General features: G+C 53.9%; 16 protein-coding genes. 9 read left to right on the top strand and 7 right to left on the bottom strand.

Annotated elements, in window-relative coordinates:
• Positions 1 to 130: 130 nt before the first annotated feature.
• The 5 genes from LCF41_RS14635 to fdhE all read left to right on the top strand — a co-directional run bounded on the left by LCF41_RS14635 (position 131) and on the right by fdhE (position 5,168).
• On the top strand, positions 131 to 1,036 hold the full coding sequence (locus tag LCF41_RS14635) for an endonuclease/exonuclease/phosphatase family protein (protein ID WP_225085224.1): 906 nt from the start codon (positions 131 to 133) through the stop codon (positions 1,034 to 1,036).
• Entirely contained in the window at positions 1,029 to 1,475 is a 447-nt protein-coding gene (locus tag LCF41_RS14630; protein WP_225085223.1) for a hypothetical protein, read from the top strand. Before LCF41_RS14635 ends, LCF41_RS14630 begins: the two co-directional genes overlap by 8 nt.
• Before the next feature lie 116 nt (positions 1,476 to 1,591).
• A complete protein-coding gene (locus tag LCF41_RS14625; RefSeq protein ID WP_225085222.1) occupies positions 1,592 to 2,314 on the top strand; it encodes a glutamine amidotransferase in 723 nt (240 codons plus the stop codon).
• A 108-nt stretch (positions 2,315 to 2,422) separates the two neighbouring features.
• Positions 2,423 to 3,874: an aminotransferase-like domain-containing protein gene (locus LCF41_RS14620; RefSeq protein WP_225085221.1), complete on the top strand. Its 1,452-nt coding sequence runs from the start codon at positions 2,423 to 2,425 to the stop codon at positions 3,872 to 3,874.
• Positions 3,875 to 4,238: 364 nt separating this feature from the next.
• Positions 4,239 to 5,168 carry a formate dehydrogenase accessory protein FdhE gene (fdhE, locus tag LCF41_RS14615; protein WP_225085220.1) on the top strand — a complete coding sequence of 310 codons (930 nt, stop codon included), beginning with the start codon at positions 4,239 to 4,241 and terminating at the stop codon, positions 5,166 to 5,168.
• 88 nt (positions 5,169 to 5,256) lie between these two features.
• Here fdhE and LCF41_RS14610 read toward each other — a convergent pair whose 3' ends face one another.
• The 7 genes from LCF41_RS14610 to LCF41_RS22370 all read right to left on the bottom strand — a co-directional run bounded on the left by LCF41_RS14610 (position 5,257) and on the right by LCF41_RS22370 (position 12,288).
• Positions 5,257 to 5,577 (bottom strand): DUF202 domain-containing protein, encoded by a 321-nt coding sequence (locus tag LCF41_RS14610; RefSeq protein WP_225085219.1) that lies wholly within the window; start codon positions 5,575 to 5,577, stop codon positions 5,257 to 5,259.
• Between the two features lie 3 nt (positions 5,578 to 5,580).
• Positions 5,581 to 5,946, bottom strand: coding sequence for a YidH family protein (locus LCF41_RS14605; protein ID WP_225085218.1), 366 nt, complete (start codon positions 5,944 to 5,946; stop codon positions 5,581 to 5,583).
• 211 nt (positions 5,947 to 6,157) lie between these two features.
• A complete protein-coding gene (cydX, locus tag LCF41_RS14600; RefSeq protein ID WP_010278781.1) occupies positions 6,158 to 6,262 on the bottom strand; it encodes a cytochrome bd-I oxidase subunit CydX in 105 nt (34 codons plus the stop codon).
• A 19-nt stretch (positions 6,263 to 6,281) separates the two neighbouring features.
• Positions 6,282 to 7,421 (bottom strand): cytochrome d ubiquinol oxidase subunit II, encoded by a 1,140-nt coding sequence (gene cydB / locus LCF41_RS14595; RefSeq protein ID WP_225085217.1) that lies wholly within the window; start codon positions 7,419 to 7,421, stop codon positions 6,282 to 6,284.
• A 14-nt stretch (positions 7,422 to 7,435) separates the two neighbouring features.
• Positions 7,436 to 9,013 (bottom strand): cytochrome ubiquinol oxidase subunit I, encoded by a 1,578-nt coding sequence (gene cydA / locus LCF41_RS14590; protein WP_225085216.1) that lies wholly within the window; start codon positions 9,011 to 9,013, stop codon positions 7,436 to 7,438.
• A 537-nt stretch (positions 9,014 to 9,550) separates the two neighbouring features.
• Positions 9,551 to 10,168, bottom strand: coding sequence for a tail fiber assembly protein (locus LCF41_RS14585; protein ID WP_225085215.1), 618 nt, complete (start codon positions 10,166 to 10,168; stop codon positions 9,551 to 9,553).
• Positions 10,168 to 12,288, bottom strand: coding sequence for a tail fiber protein (locus LCF41_RS22370; RefSeq protein WP_347880945.1), 2,121 nt, complete (start codon positions 12,286 to 12,288; stop codon positions 10,168 to 10,170). Before LCF41_RS22370 ends, LCF41_RS14585 begins: the two co-directional genes overlap by 1 nt.
• 300 nt (positions 12,289 to 12,588) lie before the next feature.
• Between LCF41_RS22370 and LCF41_RS14570 the strand changes: the two genes are divergently transcribed.
• The 4 genes from LCF41_RS14570 (at position 12,589) to LCF41_RS14555 (ending at position 17,804) form a co-directional block, all read left to right on the top strand.
• A complete protein-coding gene (locus tag LCF41_RS14570) occupies positions 12,589 to 13,878 on the top strand; it encodes a nitrate regulatory protein (protein WP_225085214.1) in 1,290 nt (429 codons plus the stop codon).
• Positions 13,879 to 14,812: 934 nt separating this feature from the next.
• On the top strand, positions 14,813 to 16,072 hold the full coding sequence (locus tag LCF41_RS14565; protein WP_225085213.1) for a CmpA/NrtA family ABC transporter substrate-binding protein: 1,260 nt from the start codon (positions 14,813 to 14,815) through the stop codon (positions 16,070 to 16,072).
• Positions 16,073 to 16,084: 12 nt separating this feature from the next.
• On the top strand, positions 16,085 to 16,999 hold the full coding sequence (gene ntrB, locus LCF41_RS14560; protein ID WP_225088189.1) for a nitrate ABC transporter permease: 915 nt from the start codon (positions 16,085 to 16,087) through the stop codon (positions 16,997 to 16,999).
• Positions 17,000 to 17,009: 10 nt separating this feature from the next.
• Positions 17,010 to 17,804 carry an ABC transporter ATP-binding protein gene (locus LCF41_RS14555; protein WP_225085212.1) on the top strand — a complete coding sequence of 265 codons (795 nt, stop codon included), beginning with the start codon at positions 17,010 to 17,012 and terminating at the stop codon, positions 17,802 to 17,804.
• Positions 17,805 to 17,806: the final 2 nt, after the last annotated feature.

Genomic DNA, 17,806 nt, shown 5'->3' with positions numbered 1-17,806 from the left:
CTGCGTTTTTTTGTTGGATGATGTTTTGAATCTGCGAAGCAGTGCGAAATTTCACCCAACGTATTACTCTGGAAGAACGATTTGTGATTAAATTCAATGCATAGGATTCCCTCTTTCAAGGCTGATTACATTGAGTTTTCGTTTTGCTTTTTGGAACTGTGCGATATCGCCTCCTGGTGTAAAAGATTGGCAAAATCGGGGTAATGTCGCCGATGCTATTGGGATCATCAGACATCTTTTTATTCATGAACACATTGATCTATTAGCGGTGTGTGAAGTGAATCAAACCTCTTTCCAATTACTTGTTGAAGGGCTTCTGGACATCGATATTGCATCCGAATTTATGGATGACACTACGCCAACTGGAGGCCAATTTGATATCGGCTATTTTTATCGTTCAACTCGCATAGCGGTCACCCAAGGGAAGACGCATACCGGCCGAATTGGCAGCTCGTCACTAAAAATTGCACAGCAATTAAAAATAGCGTTTAAAACGGAAACGCCCAACGAAATAAACATGCTGGTTTCACACTGGCCGAGTCAGTTACGAACCATTGCCGAAGATTTTAGAAATAAATGCTCTATCGGGTTAAGAGGGTTTGTTGAGTCCCTTCTTGCGGATAAAAAGCAGGTGATTTTAATGGGCGATTACAACGCTGAACCCTATGCTCCAAGCCTGTTTAAAAACCTGTCGGCCACCAACGATCGTGCACTGGTACTCTCTCAGCCTGATTATTGGCTCTATAACCCCTACTGGAAAACGCTCTCAGCCCGAGTGCCATTCTCAATTGAAGAACAGCAACATGATTTTGGAACCTGTTATAGTAAAGCGGGGAATCGTAATGGCTGGTCAGCTTTCGATCAGATCATCTTCTCGGGTGATTTCCTTAGTTCGGGGCCGTGGTATCTGGATGAGGCGGCGACAGGTGTCGTACTAACGGATGTATTGCGTGCTGCTATTCTGGATAGTCAGCATTATTTCGATCATATGCCTGTTATCGGTTGTGTCAGAAAAAAAGGGGCAGCGAATGTTTGAATTTAAAGAGTTTATTAAGGCAGGGCGTGAATCTGCCTCTGTCGTCGAGAAAAATCATAAGGATATTGGAGATGTCTTCCGTTCATTAAATAAAGCGTTAGCAAGTGAAGTTGATGGACATTTAGCAATAAGTCGAATATCCCGAGAGGATATATTTGATGAATGGGAACTAATAAAAGAATATGACGGCAGCCGTGAGTTAAACCTTCCCCCAAAGGGAAGGTTAGGTATCATCTACGACGGTGCTATTTCAGATATTGCGACGTGGGCACAACATACCGATGGTTACCCTTTTACAATTGAATACCAGGGAGAAAGGGTCGATTGTTGGGATCAGGAGTCATTAGCTAATGCGTTGGGGAAGATCGTCTCTTCTGCGCAGTTCTGGCTGAAGGTCAAAGAGTTGTCCTCCCGCGTTCAGACAGATCCACCTTTTTGACAAATTGTAGCTCCTCAAGTGCGTTCATAAGAAGCTGTGCGTGCCGCATTCTTGTGGTTTTTCAGACCGATGGTTTTTCAGGCTGATAGTTTTTCAAATACGGGCAGAACAGGACGATGAGCGAAAAGGTATTGCTGGTGATTCAGTTGGGCCAACCGCCGGAAGGCATTGCATCTCAGGTTGGGCAACAAGGGAAGTGGTTTGCTGATGCGGTGCAGGGTAACACGCAGCCGGTGCAGGTAGTTCGTCCCGATCTTGGGGAACGGTTGCCGCCGTTTGATACGCTGGCGGCGGTGGTGATCTCCGGCTCGTGGTCAATGGTCACAGATCGACTGGACTGGAGTGAATATACCGCTGGCTGGCTGCGTGAAGCGTATTACGCGGATATCCCGCTGCTGGGCGTGTGCTATGGGCACCAACTGCTTGCCGATGCGCTGGGCGGCAAAGTGGGGGATAACCCGAACGGCAAGGAAGTTGGCGTTCAGATTGTGACAACGAATGAAGCCGCAGCGCAAGACCCATTACTGCGTGATTATCCGCCGCAGTTTGGCGCTTATCTGACTCATCAGCAGTCCGTGCTGGAACCGCCCGAAGGTGCACAGGTGCTGGCGAGGTCAGAGATGGATGGCTGCCAGATTATCCGCTACAGCGATAAAGCGTTGACCGTACAATTCCACCCGGAATTCAGCGCGGATATCATGCTGACGTGCCTGCGGCATAATGAAGCGGCGCTGCGACAGGACGGCAGGGATGTCGAGCGGATGATGGACATCCCGCAAGAACCCGTCTGGGCGCGCAAGATCCTGCTGGATTTTGTACAACGCTATGCGGCGAAGTAGCCCTCGAACAACGCGTTATGCGCGATAAAATGTCCTTCTCGGTCGTCACTCATTGGTGCCGATCGAGCCAAGAATCATGACCGCTTCATCCACCGAAACCGTAGCGCTATGGCAAAGTTTGAACAGCTCGCTCACCAGATCCGTGAGCAGCTTCAGGAAGGGATTTGGCAGCCGGGCGACAAACTGCCCTCGCTGCGGGAGAAATCACTGCATTCGGGTATGAGCCTGATGACTGTGCTGCATGCATACCAACTGCTGGAAAGTCAGGGGTTGATTGTGTCGCGTCCACAGTCGGGCTATTACGCGGCACCACAGCTGTCCGCACTACCCGCAGACAGCCTGCATTCGCCCGTGGGGCAGGAGCGCGTGCAGCTTACCGAGGACGTGGACGTCAACGCGTTCATTTTTGATGTGCTTCAGGCCAGCAAAGATCCGGCGGTGATGCCATTCGGATCGGCGTTTCCCGATCCGCAGCTCTTTCCACAGCGCCAGTTAACGCGCTCGCTGGCCTCGGTAGCGCGTCATATGCAGCCACACAGCGCGCTGGATAATTTACCGCCGGGTAATGAGAGCTTAAGGAAGAATATTGCCCAGCGCTATGCGTTGCAGGGGATTGCTGTCTCGCCCGACGAGATTGTGATTACGGCGGGGGCGATGGAGTCCCTTAATCTCAGTCTTCAGGTGCTGACGGAGCCGGGCGATTATGTGGTGATCGAATCTCCGGCATTTTATGGCGCGCTACAGGCGATTGAACGCCTTAAGCTCAAGGCGATTGCGATTGCGACCGATCCGCAGCAGGGCATCGATCTTGAGGCATTGCAGCAGGCGCTGAACGACTATCCGATCAAAGCCTGCTGGCTGATGACCAATTTCCATAACCCGCTTGGTTGCACGTTGTCCTGGGAGAAGAAGCAGCGGCTGGTGGCGATGCTGGAAACACACGGTGTCGGGCTGGTAGAAGATGATGTCTACAGCGAGCTTTACACGGGCCTGCAACGTCCGCTGCCCGCGAAGGCGCTGGATAAAAAAGGCACGGTCTTACACTGCTCCTCGTTTTCTAAAAATCTGGTGGCAGGGTTCCGCATCGGCTGGGTGGCGGCAGGGAGCTATGCGGGAAATATTCAGCGTTTACAGCTGATGAGCACACTATCAACCAGTGCGCCTATGCAACTGGCGATTGCGGATTATCTAGCGACCAGCAGTTATGACAGCCATCTGCGCCGCTTGCGACGGGCGCTGGAGCAGCGCAAACACGCGGCGTTACAGTCACTACGTCGGCATTTTCCGGGTGACGTCCGTATTAATCATTCCCAGGGCGGCTATTTTCTCTGGCTGGAACTGCCTGAAGGTGTCAGCAGCACGGCGCTATACCGTCGTGCGCTGGAGCAGGGCGTCAGCATTGCGCCGGGGAAAATGTTCACGACCGGCGACAAATACGATCGCTATTTCCGCTTTAACGCGTCCTACGAATGGGATGATCGCTGTGAACAAAGCGTGATTGTCTTAGCATCGCTGATTCGGGGGCAGATAGGCGAGCGTCTGGCGCAATCACCCCTTTAGAGGTGTGGAGATGTGTGCCGCTTTTCTGTTACTGTGCCGTCATAGCGGAAGGTGGCGGCATCGATGGTGGAAAACAGCCATAACCTTGCCGGAAATCAGGAAGTCATCAGGCACGATGCGTATAATCTCGACTAAAGCTGAGCGATACCCGAATGCTGATCATTGAAGCCCGTTTTTAGGGGAAACGCAGGGGACGGTTCCCGCAGGGAGGCCTCACCCCTGTGGTCGCACCGTGTATCTCGATCTTGAAGCGATTGGCGTTAGCTATTATACCCGGACCGCGCTGGCGGCTTTCCTGCACCCCGAAATCTATCGGATAGACAACGTAAACAAGACAACGTAAACAACAGGAAAAACCACCCTGATGAGTATTCGCATTGTTCCTCAGGAACAGCTAGAACAGAATGAGAAATCGACGCCGGAAGGGAATATTCCTCCGCTGCTGTTTGCCAATCTAAAAAGCTTGTACAGCAGCCGTGCAGAGCGTCTGCGTCAACTCGCTGAAGATCACCCGCTGGGGGATTACCTCACCTTCGCCGCGGGCGTGGTGGAAGCCCAGCAGAAGGTGTTGCACGATCATCCGTTGCGGCTTGACCTGAGTGATGTGCTGCAACAGTCTGGCGAACGTCCGCCGCTCGATATCGCGGTGTTCCCGCGTGATGCACACTGGCACACGCTGCTGCGCGCGCTGATTGAAGAATTGAAACCGGATGCTAGCGGACAGGTATTATCCACGCTGGAAAATCTGGAAAAAGCCTCAGAGCAGGAACTGGAAGAGCAGGCTACTGCGCTGCTGCAACACGAATTTCGCGCCGAGAACAATGATAAAGCTCCGTTCATCTGGGCGGCGCTGTCGCTGTTCTGGGCACAGATGGCAAGCCTGCTGCCCGGTAAAGCGCGCGCGGTGCCCGGCGAACATCGCCAGTTCTGCCCTGTGTGTGGCAGTATTCCGGTATCCGGCGTGGTGCAGTTAGGCACCTCCAGCGGGCTGCGTTATCTGCACTGTAATCTGTGCGAGAGTGAATGGCACATGGTGCGGGTGAAATGCAGCAACTGTGAAGAGTCTAGCGATCTCAATTACTGGTCGCTGGATAGTGAAAACTCCGCCATCAAAGCGGAAAGCTGCGGCCACTGCGGCACGTATCTGAAATTGCTATATCAGGAAAAAGATCACCGCGTAGAAGCCGTTGCCGACGATCTGGCTTCGCTGGTGCTGGATGTGAAAATGGAGGAAGAAGGCTTTTCTCGCAGCAGCATCAACCCCTTCCTGTTTCCGGAAAGCTCGATCGAATAGCCAGCCTAATCGGTGAAGCGCGTTTGGGCTTCACCATCTTTCTTTCAAAAAACCTTTCTTTTCATAAAAGAGTCAAGAAAATCGGCGCTTACCATACGCCGCTGAAATGCAGCAGCAAGACCAGTGCGGTGAGCACAATGGACGACGACGTGAGCACGATCAGTCCTTGGCTGGCGAGTGACAGTACCGATTGGCAACGGGCGTTAAAGCGATAACGTAGTATCGCCAGCACCGACATCAGCGCGGCAACGCACAAGAGCAGAATGGCGCAGGCGAACACCACACGGCTGTCGTCCACCATGCTCAGACGAAAACACAACAGGCTGTTGATCAGCATCACAAACAGCGTGCGTGACCAGGCCATGCCGGTTCGCTGCGGTTGTAATCCCGGATCGCGTGTGGTTTCCATGCGCTACCCGAGCAGAATCATAGCGGCAAGCGCAATGGCAATGAGGGTGATAAACAGCGTCACGATCAGCAGCATCGGCGTATACGGCATATCGCTTTCCTGACGCATGGCTTTCTCATTGCTGACCCAGCGACGATAGGCCAGAGCGCCGAGCAGCGCGGCGCAGACGACCAGAAGTAGAGCCAGCCCCTGACGTATCAGCGGGTCGATATGGACGGTGAATTGATCGATACCCACAGCACCAGCAAGAAACGCCAGCGCGGTACGGATCCACGCCAGAAAGGTGCGCTCATTCGCTAATGAAAAACGGTAGTCCGGGGTTGTCCCCTCACGCCACCACGGGGTCTTGTTCTGTCTGGGTGTGGTCATATCGTCGTCTGATTTCAGGTTAAAAGAGGGCATCCGATTGGGCACCGCGTCTGCATTCTAGTACCCCCGGCGGATTTCGTCTGCCCGATTGTATCAGTGACTCGTGTATCTGCGGCTATTGTATCTATGGCTATTGTATCGGCGACGAGTGTATCGGCAATCATGGTCTCAACTGAGAATGATGAAGCGCCCGATGCGGCGCTTCGTTTTATCAGGAAGCGTCTTTGCCTGCTTCATGGTTCTCCACCGCTAATGCGGTGACCAGTGCGAACGCGCAGGCCAGTAGCGTGCCGAGTATCCAGGCGAAATACCACATTCTCTTTCTCCTCAAGTTGTTAGTAAACGGAATGCTTATTGGCTTCGATGTAGCGGGCATCAATGCGGCCAAACATTTTGTAATAACACCAACTGGTATAAAGCAGGATGGTGGGAACAAAAATACAGGCCAGAATGGTCATCACCTGAAGCGTAAGCTGGCTGGAGGTGGCATCCCAGATAGTCAGGCTGACGTTAGGCGCGAAGCTGGAAGGCATAATGAACGGGAACAGCGTAATCCCTGCCGTCAGAATCACGCAGACAATCGTTAATGACGAGGTTAGAAAACCCCAGCCGCAGCGGTTCAGGCGTGAGAAGAGCACGGTGAACCACGGTAAAATCACGCCCAGTGCGGGGATCGCCCACAGCGTGGGATGCGCCGTAAAGTTGGCTAACCAGGCGCCAGCTTGCTGCACCACTTCTTTATGCAGCGGATTAGACGGTGCGGCTTTATCCATAGTAGAGGTAATCATGTAGCCGTCGATGCCCGTCTGTACCCAGAAGCCTGCCAGTAAGAAGGTGAGGCTCATCAGCACGCTGGCGATCAGGACCGTTTTTTGCGCGCGGCGCTGAAGGACGTCTGTGGTGCGCATTTGCAGGTAAATGGCGCCGTGTGCGACGATCATGGCGATACTCACAACGCCCGCCAGCAGCCCGAACGGGTTTAACAGGCCAAACAATCCACCGTGGTAGGTGAGACGCAAATACATATCGACGCTCAGCGGCACGCCCTGCAACAGGTTCCCGAAGGCGACGCCGAACACCAGCGTGGGGACGATGCTACCGATGAAAATGCCCCAGTCCCACATATTGCGCCAGCGGTGGTTTTCCAGTTTGGAACGGTAATCAAAGCCCACTGGGCGGAAAAACAGGGCAGCCAGCACCAGAATCATCGCGAAATAGAAACCGGAAAAGGCGGCGGCATAGACCATTGGCCAGGCGGCGAACAGCGCGCCCGCGCCGGTGATGAGCCAGACCTGATTGCCGTCCCAGTGCGGGGCAATGACGTTAATCATCACCCGCCGCTCGGTATCGTTTTTGCCCAGCAGACGCAGCAGAATGCCTACGCCCATGTCAAAGCCGTCGGTGATGGCGAAGCCAATGAACAACAGGCCAATCAATCCCCACCAAATCAGGCGTAGTGTTTCATAATCCAGCATTATTAAGGCTCCCGTTACGGTTTTGCAGGTGTGGTGAGTGAGGGGGTCGCTGGTTGCTCAAAGTGGTAACGACCTGTTTTCAGGCTGCTTGGCCCCAGTCGGGCAAATTTGAACATCAGATACATTTCCGCAATAAGAAACAGCGTATACAGCCCGCAAATCAGCCCCATCGACAGCAGGATGTCATGTGCCTCCAGAGACGAATTGGCAATGGCGGTAGGCAGAACCTCGCCAACTGCCCACGGCTGGCGGCCGTACTCGGCGACGAACCAGCCGGACTCAATCGCGATCCAGGGCAAGGGAATCCCGTACAGCGCGGCGCGGTGCAGCCATTTACGCTGTCGCATGCGGCCGCGTATGACGCTCCAGAACGACAGCGCAAAAATGCCGAGCATCAGCACGCCGCAGCCCACCATCAAACGGAAAGCGACATACAGCGGTGCGACGCGAGGGATTGAGTCTTTGGTTGCCTGCTGAATCTGGTTTTCGCTGGCATTGGCGACATCATCGGTATAGCGCTTAAGCAGCAGACCGTAGCCAAGATCGTGTTTGGCGGCTTCAAAGCGTGTGCGAACGGCCGGATCGGTGTTACCCGAACGCAGTTCCTCCAGCAGACCATACGCCGTCATGCCGTTACGAATGCGAAGTTCATGTTGTGCCATCAGGTCTTTAATGCCGACGACGGGTTTGTCGAGTGAACGTGTGGCGATAAGCCCCAGCAGGTAAGGGACGTTGATGGCGTAGTCATTCTGCATCGTTTCCTGATTGGGGAGGGCGAACAGGGTGAAAGACGCCGGAGCGGGCTGTGTTTCCCATTCGGCTTCAATCGCGGCCAGCTTGGTTTTCTGCACATCGCCCATCACATAGCCGGATTCATCACCCAGCACGATGACGGACAACACCGAAGCCAGACCGAAACTCGCTGCAATGGCGAACGATCGCTTGGCAAAGGCGATATCGCGGCCTCTCAGCAGATAGTAAGAGCTGATCCCGAGGACGAACATGGCGCCTGAGGTATAGCCTGCTGCCACGGTGTGCACGAATTTCACCTGTGCCACCGGGTTCAGCACCAGTTCGGCGAAGCTCAGCATTTCCATGCGCATGGTTTCATAATTGAATTCAGCGGCAATCGGGTTTTGCATCCAGCCATTGGCGACCAGAATCCACAGCGCGGAGAAATTGGAACCCAGCGCGACGAACCAGGTCACCAGCATATGCTGGACTTTGGTCAGACGATCCCAGCCGAAAAAGAACAGGCCGATGAGCGTGGATTCGAGGAAGAACGCCATCAACCCTTCCATCGCCAGCGGTGCGCCAAAAATATCGCCCACGTAGTGAGAATAGTAAGACCAGTTGGTGCCGAACTGGAATTCCAGCGTCAGGCCAGTTGCTACGCCCAGCGCAAAGTTGATGGCGAACAGCTTGCCCCAGAATTTGGTCATATCCTTGTAGATTGGCTTGCCAGTCAACACATACGTGGTGTTCATAATGGCCAGCAGGAAAGATAACCCCAGCGTCAGCGGGACGAAAAGAAAGTGATACATGGCGGTCAGGGCAAATTGCAGCCGCGACAGCTCGACGACATCAAACATGTTAGGCTCCTAGCGTCAGGCAGGAAAATGCTGTTATTCCGATACGTGTCGGAATAAATAGTGATGAACAAATGCGAATACATTACCGTCGACGATATTTACATGCGTCGAAAATTAACTTCATTGAGTGAAGTGAGATAAGAATAAATCGTGAGTGAAACGTGCAGGGATTATAACGTGAAAAAACTAAAGGATAAATAGTACAGTTTGTTGGTTTTGTTTTTTATCTTTAATGTTGTGATTTTGTTTTTATATTTCAAGTTTAACTTATTTTTTTTGGTTGATAATGCCATTTAAATTAAATAATTGATATTTTGTTCTTAATTTATTTCGTTATTAAAAATTGAATTTAATTAAAATAGAACAGGTTGGAGATGCATAAATATAACAGTTTTATTTTGTCTTTAATTTTATATTTGGCGGCAAGAATAATAAGGAATGATCAAGGCTTCCCGCTCAAAGAAACGGAGATGACGCGCGAGTGCCGTACGTTAAAATACGGCACACCTTATTTATATGGTTGACTGAGGCTATCGACTACGCGGAAGGCGCTTCTGGCCACACCACCGATGCGGCGGTGAGATCAAGGCGGTTCAATGCAACCAGATACCTTTTCCATTGCGTTAGCCGTTCTTGTTCTTCATCCGTGGCAATAGTTAAGTCCACGGCGTAGCTCAGTTCGGTAATGTGGGTTGTTGCCGTTGCACGCCGTGCCGCCAGTTCCTGCTGTAGGCTTTTGGTTGCGGCAAGCTGCTGCGCCTCCAGGTTTGTCATCCAGGCCGTTCCATCCCACTGATCGAACTCGGTGGCTGGAGGTAGAGCGGTCATATTTTCTGGTAGTTCGCCCAATTGCATCACCGTCTGCGCCTGACGGGTTTCCGTGCTGTAGACTGTCTGGCCGCGATAGTCCGGCACCTGCTCCCATACCTTACCGTCTGCACGACGACGCAAGGCTCGGCCAGCAGGCGGTAATTCCGGCTCATCGGCGTAGCTGTTGGCAGGCAAGCCGACGCCCTGCATCACATATTCATAGCTGGCGCTCAGGTATTCCCGCGTTGCCGGGTTAACGTGATAAACCGTAATCCAGCCTGCGTTGATTGCCAGACCGCGTTCGTTTAGTTCTGCGTTTTTGATTTGTGTTGAATAGTTGCTCATTATGCGGCTCTCACGATGTAGTTAAAGGCGATATTGCGTGGACGGGTTTCGCTTCCACCGAATGAATGCAGTGGATTACCTGCCCCATTTGTATCTGATACTGAGCCATCCGGATTTGCCTCACTGTGAACAATAAACGGTGCGCTCCCATCAGTGGCAGGGAAACCTGAAGCGTCTTTCGTCCCACCTGGCTCATGTGACATGGTGATTGAGTGTTTATGGCTGCGTATAGCGTCATTCTGAGATGAGATGAGCGCACGCCCAGCATCAACCCCGCGCCCGTCATCCCAACCGCGCACAAATTCGCCACGCAAATCGGGCAGAACACCAGACGGGTAACGCGAGGCTAAAACCGGATACAGAGTTTTATCAAATGACTGGCCGTTGCATTTCAGCCAACCAGCGGGCGCGACCGCGCCGGGGAATGGCAGCGGGATGCCTGCCAGCTCAGACGCCTGCATAGCGCCGATTGCTTGCGGGGTTAGGTTTCCTGAATGATAAAGGTGAACGGGCGGTAACCACCCCGTGGAATGGCGTTTACGTAGCGTGAAATAGTTATAGTCCTGTGATGTCATGTTCTCATCTGCGAGAACCCATCCCCACTCAGTGCCGTCGGCGTCCCCAGCCCGATGGCGTGCGGACAAAAAGCATGCCCATCCGTTATTTTCAAACTCAACAGAGCCGATTAGATTGTTTCTTGAGCGGTCACAGACATACAGCCAATCAGCAATAGTGGCGAATTTTGTCGTTATTGCATTTCCGACCGCCCCCGTTGTCATACCGCTGCCGCCGTGCTCTTTCCGCAGTGGGAATGTCAGATTTTTGTCATGCCATAGCCGGTATACTGATGCGATTGAACCCGCCGTATTTCCCGCAGTCACAATCACTCCGCCATATTCATCATTTTCGCTATCAATTCCCGCCGATATTAGTGACCATGTGTCACCCGCACGCATCATCATTCCCGCAGAGTAGCGAGGCATGTAAGGAGTTAACTGCTGGTTGCGTATGATTTGTGAGGGAGTGGATGAATTTTTTAACCAGTTGAACAGCGCCCCGGCATCATAATCCAGCACTGTCCCTGCGCCGCCAAACCCATACTGTCCCAGTTGCATGACAGGGATACCATTATGCAGCAACTCATTTGAAAGTATCCGTAGTGATGCCCCGCCGTTAATGCCGCTGCCACCATCTGCGATGATTCTGGCGTCAAAATCTACGCCGTTACCGCTCGAGTTAAAATCAACGAACGGCGTGTTTTTTTCCGATTTTGCGCCTATTTCGATTCCTGCATTTTTCGTATCAACAGTTACTGCTCCGGCAAACACGGGGTTGTTGAGTAAACCGATGTTTTGCCTAAATTGCGTTTTGTCTGGAATATCCGCGCCGTTCTGGTCTTTTGCCAGCTTCCCTGCCAGAGCATTTAACACCGTTGTACTGAAGTTAGGGTCATTACCTAGCGCGTTCGCCAGCTCTTGCAGCGTATCCAATGCGGCAGGGGAACCGTTAACCAATGCAGCGATAGCCGCTTTCACAAAGGCCGTGGTCGCTATCTGTGTATCGTTCGCCGCCGCTCCGGCAGTCGGTGCCGTCGGCGTTCCCGTGAATGTCGGGCTCGCTTTCTGCGCGTATTGGGGATGTGCATCAAGCGTTGATGCATGAGCATTCAGCTTAGTGGTCACCTCAGTTTTCACTTCTGCAATCGCATTCAAGATGGTTGTGCTGAAGTGTGGATCGTTACCCAACGCATTTGCCAACTCTTGCAGCGTATCCAGTGCTGCCGGAGAACCGTTGATCAGTGCGGCAATGGCCGTTTTCACAAATGCAGTGGTGGCAATTTGCGTGTTGTTTGCCGTCTGTGCTGTTGTTGGCGCGGTGGGCGTTCCAGTGAAAGCAGGGCTCGCTTTCGGGGCATACTGGGAATGCGGGTCGCTGGCCGCGAGATGTACCTGCAAACTCTCGCCAGTGGTTTCCTGCATTTTTTTCAGGTACGCCGTACGGCTGGCTAACTGCTCAGCCTGACGGTTGGAGATGCCTCCAGGGCCTGCGACAACGGGATCCGATGTCTCAAGCTGATAAATGCCATCAATCCAGCTTTCTTGTTCAGATAAATTCGCCATTTTCATGCGTTCCTATGAGTGATGATAGTGCCACGATGCGACATCGCCGTATTTCTGTCTGTTTCTACGCCGATGTCAGCATTGTGCCGATGGCTATAAAACAGTTTTAGTGACGAGGAAGAGCGTACCTTTTCCGGTGGTGTGGGTTTAGTAACGGAGTTTAAAAATGGAAATGAAAAGTGCACGAAAGCCGTAGCAACCGAGCAGACACTCTGTCCTTGCTTCCCAATCAATATGAGCCGAGATTGCTGGCGCGCTAATTGCATATTTCCGAGCAGGTTTTTTTCAGGAGAGAGTGCGATGGTGGCGGAGCCTTCAACGACAATTCGATTTTTACTTGCCTCGCGCCAGTGTGAGCTGAACAGCCTGCGCTACCTGCTGCAAAGTGGTGAACTGGTGGGGAAAATCAGCCAGCTCGTGCATCTACTGCAGCGCGAAAGGGGAACGGCCAACCTGTTTCTGTGCTCCGACGGCCGCTTTTTTGCCGACGAACTGGCGCTACGTGAAAAAGATGTACAGGCGGCGCAGGCGCACTTGATGACGCATCTGGCCGGGTTGGAAAAAACGACGGCAGAATTGCCGCAGGCGAGCCGTCTCTTCAGCCGTGTCGCCAGCGTGGTCTATGCGCTGAGCCTGCTGCCGGCGCTGCGCCAGCAGATCCGCCAGCGTTTGCTGCCCCAGCCGCAGGCGATGACATTTTTCAACGACATTGTCCGTAACCTGCTGGCGTTGGTTTTTGAGGTGTCGGATACGGCAGCCGATCCGGGTATTTCCCGCGCGTTGATTGCCATGTTCAGCTTTATGCAGGGGAAAGAACTGGCGGGGCAGGAGCGTGCGGTTGGCGCGGCGGCCTATGGTGCGGGCAGCGTAGATGAGGAAACTCGGCAAAAGCTGCTGGATTTGATTGAACGACAGGAGCGCTGTTTCGATACCTTTCTCAGTTTTAGCGATGAAGAAAACCAGCAGCGCTGGAATGCTATCGCGATAGACAGTGAATTTGAGCGCCTGCGCCGCATTGTGTGCACCCGTAGCCCGATAGAAAAGCTGTCGGAAGCTGACAGCCTGCACTGGTTTTCGATTGCCACGCGGCGCATCGATGAAATGAAACAGATGGAAGATGAGCTGGAGCAAACGCTGATGCAGCGCTGCCGTACTCGTATTGCGGCAGCGGAGAAGGCATGTAGCGATCAACGGGCGGATCTCGAAGAACTGATGGCGCAGCAGGAGAAGGACGATCCTGGCTATTCAATATTTATCGCCGGTCATGATGTGGAAGGGCAGAACGTCTCTCCCGGCTGGCTTAATAGCGATGGCGTCAGCCCACAGTTGGGACGATCGCTGTTGTCGCTGGTGCAGCAACAGTCGCGACGCTTACAGGCGCAGGATCATGAATTAGCCGCGCTGCGAGCGACCTTAAATGAAAGAAAACAGATCGACCGAGCGAAGGGATTGCTGATGCAGCACCGCGGATTAAGCGAAGAAGAGGCCTACAAAACCCTGCGCCGCATGGCGATGAGCCAGAATAAAAAGCTGATCGACATCGCCACCGCGATGCTCGCGGTAGCTGACGTATTCGGGGATACCCCTTAAGAGGTATATGCACATGAACTGTGCGTGTTCTGCCAGTTGGCGGTGCAAGGAGTGCCCTCGTGGGAGGTAAAATAACGGAATACCAACAGTATGAGGTGGTTTCGTGCGTAAAAATATCGTCATTCCTATGCTATGCCATAGCACACGCACGACACGGGGCGCTCAGTCGCCGCCGCCCCGTGACCCGAGGCTTTTTCGCGGGAAATTACGCCGCTGCGCGGTTCCTTCGGAAAATCAGTCACCTGACGGACCGTGGCTGACGCGTTCCCGACGCGGCAGCCACTTTCGCAGCGTCCCTGCTGCTCATCCTGGAGACTGATTTGTCCTCAGCGCAATTTACGCGGAAGAAAAGACAAACCACGCTGAATAGCACCTTATCCTGAGCCCTCCTGCTTTAAAATTTTTTATATTTATTAATCGGTTACTTTCACTTGACGTGAAAATTATGCATCGGTGGGGATGGCCGCCGAGTGAGCGGCATGGATGCCGCGAAAGTCAGTGCCGCGTCGGGAACGCGTCACTGGCGGCTCGACTAGCGGTCATAAACACCGATGGCACCGCGTAGCGGCATAATTTAGCCGGAAAGCCAGGGTTCGCAGGGCTGCGGCGCTTGAGCGCCCTGCGTCGGGCGCGTGTACGGTATTGCATATAATGGTGGCGGTATGGCGCACGAAACTGTCTCTGAGTCTGTATAGAAATGTGACTAAGAGACGGCTCCTGCGAAGTGGAACGCTCAAAACTGTGATAACTGGCACAAACCTTGCTTTAACTCATTAGCAACAACCAAACATTCATAATGCGTTTCGGGCCAATGGCGGTGCGGAAGGTGTTAATCGGACAACGGCGTCCATAAGCGTGCAGATTCTGCATGGGCTTGTGGACGCCGTTTTTGTTTTTACCGCCTGAAAAGGTGTTTTGCGCAAGGGTGCCGTTGATGAGTGATTCCAAAACCAAAAGCATGTCTGTCTCTCGCCGCCAGTTTCTGTTGGGGAGTGCTGCATTGGGAGGCAGCCTGATGCTGCCAGGGTTGATGAATAGCGCCTGGGCCGCAGGTTCCGACGCGCCGGAGAAAAAGGAAATCCGGGTCGGGTTTATCCCGTTGACGGACTGTGCCTCCGTGGTGATGGCGGCAGTGAAAGGTTTCGATAAGAAATACGGCATCACGATTGTTCCCAGCAAAGAAGCCAGCTGGGCGGCGGTACGCGACAAACTGGTGTCGGGTGAACTGGATGCCGCCCACATTCTGTACGGGCAGCTGTACGGTCTGCAAATGGGGCTGTCCGGGGCGCAGAGCAATATGGCGGCACTGATGACGCTCAACCAGAACGGACAAGGCATCACGCTGGCAAACCAGCTGCGTGCAGCCAACGTCACGGATCTCGCCGCGCTGCAAAAGTATGTTGCCGCTAGTCCTGCGGGCACTTACACCTTCGCGCAAACCTTCCCAACTGGCACGCACGCCATGTGGCTCTATTACTGGCTGGCCTCCGCCGGCATTCATCCGCTGAACGACGTGCGCACCGTGGTGGTGCCGCCACCGCAGATGGTGATGAACATGAAGATTGGCAACATGGTTGGCTATTGCGTCGGCGAGCCATGGAATCAGCGTGCCATCAGCGAAAACATCGGCTTTACCGCCGCCACCTCGCAAGACATTTGGCCGGATCATCCTGAAAAAGTGCTGGGTACCCGCGCCGACTGGGCGAACGCCAACCCGCATAGCGCCCGCGCGCTGACCGCCGCGATTCTCGATGCCTCGCGCTGGATTGACGCCTCGGACGACAACCGCCGTGAGACGGCAGGCGTCGTTGCCGGACGCGCGTACATCAATGCCAAAGAAGACACTATCGTCGGACGCATGCTGGGCCAGTACGAAAACGGACTGGGGAAAAGCTGGAAAGACGAACACGCGATGCGTTTCCACCACGACGGTTCCGTGAACTACCCGTACCTGTCCGACGGCATGTGGTTCCTCACCCAGCACAAACGTTGGGGCTTGCTCACCGAAGAGCCGGACTATCTGGCTGTCGCGAAGCAGGTTAACCGCATTGATATCTACAAGCAGGCGGCCGAGGCCGTGGGGAATGTGCCGTTGCCCGGTAGCGACATGCGCAGCAGCGTGCTTATCGACGGCCGCCGCTGGGATGGTAGCGATCCGGCGGGGTATGCCAACAGTTTCAGCGTGAAGAAATAAGTGAGGTTGATGATGAAAAACCAGGCTCGAGTCATTCCGATTACTGCGGATAACGCCCCGGAAACGGTGCACAGCGCTGAAGTTATGCCGCTGCCAACCAAACCGGTGACACCTGAAAAAGCACCAGCAGCACCGGCTTTCACCTACCGACCGCTGCTGCGTAAGTTGTTTCAGCAGCTTTTCCCTGCGGTACTGGGGTTGGGTCTGCTGGTTGCGGTCTGGCAGATTGCCGCGCTCAACAGCGAAAATTTCCCGACGCCGTGGACGACCTGGCTTGCGGCGCTCAGCCTCTTCGCCGATCCGTTTTACATCGCCGGGCCGAACGATCAAGGGATTGGCTGGAACGTTCTGGCCTCGCTGCAACGTGTCGGCATCGGTTTTGGGCTGGCGGCGCTGGTCGGCATTCCCACCGGTTTCCTGATTGGCCGTTTTACCTTTCTGGCTAGCATGCTTAACCCGATTATCTCGCTGCTGCGTCCGGTCAGTCCGCTGGCGTGGTTGCCTATCGGTCTGCTGCTGTTCCAGCGCGCGGAACCAGCATCCAGTTGGACCATTTTCATCTGTTCCATCTGGCCAATGATCCTCAACACCGCCGAAGGCGTACGCCGCATCCCGCAGGATTACCTGAACGTGGCGCGTGTACTGAAACTGTCCGAATTCACCATTATGCGCAAAATCCTGCTGCCTGCGGTGCTGCCTAACGTATTGACCGGTGTGCGCCTGTCGATTGGCGTCGCCTGGCTGGTGATTGTCGCCGCAGAGATGTTGACAGGCGGCGTCGGTATCGGCTTCTGGATTTGGAATGAGTGGAACAACCTGAATGTGGAAAACATCATCATCGCCATCGTGGTGATTGGCGTTATCGGTCTGCTGCTGGAGCAGGGACTGGTGTGGATTGCTAACCGTTTCAGCTATGACAACCGCTAAGGAGCCGACCATGCGTACAACACCCATTATTCAAGTGCAGCAGGTGAGCCAGCGTTTCAATACCGCCAGCGGTGAGTTTCTGGCGCTGGATCAGGTGAGTTTCGACATTCATACCGGTGAGACGATCAGCCTGATCGGCCATTCCGGCTGCGGCAAATCCACACTATTGAATCTGATCGCCGGTCTGACGCTGCCGAGCAGTGGTGGCCTGCTGTGTGACAACCGTGAAATCGACGGCCCTGGGCCGGATCGCGGCGTGGTTTTTCAGAACCACTCGCTGCTGCCGTGGCTGACCACCTACGAAAACGTCGCGCTGGCGGTACGCCAGGTATTTCGTGGGCAGATGAACAAGAACGAGATGCACGAATGGATTACCCACAATCTGGAACTGGTGCACATGGGGCATGCGCTGAACAAGCGGCCTAATGAGATCTCCGGCGGGATGAAGCAGCGTGTGGGGATTGCTCGTGCGCTGGCCATGAAGCCGAAAGTGCTACTGATGGATGAACCGTTCGGCGCGTTGGATGCGCTGACGCGTGCGCACCTTCAGGATGCGGTGATGGAAATTCAGCAGCGTCTGCAAACCACGATTGTGCTGATTACTCACGACGTAGACGAGGCGGTACTGCTGTCGGATCGCGTGCTGATGATGACGAATGGCCCGGCGGCGACGGTCGGCGAAATCATGACGGTCGAGTTGGAACGCCCGCGCTCACGTGTCGCCCTGGCTGACGATCCGCGTTACCACCACTATCGTCAGCAGGTGCTGCATTTCTTATATGAAAAGCAGCCAAAAGCAGCCTGACA

The sequence above is a fragment of the Pectobacterium colocasium genome, assembly GCF_020181655.1.
Lineage (GTDB): Bacteria > Pseudomonadota > Gammaproteobacteria > Enterobacterales > Enterobacteriaceae > Pectobacterium > Pectobacterium colocasium.
This window is presented reverse-complemented; position numbering and strand designations above follow the sequence as displayed.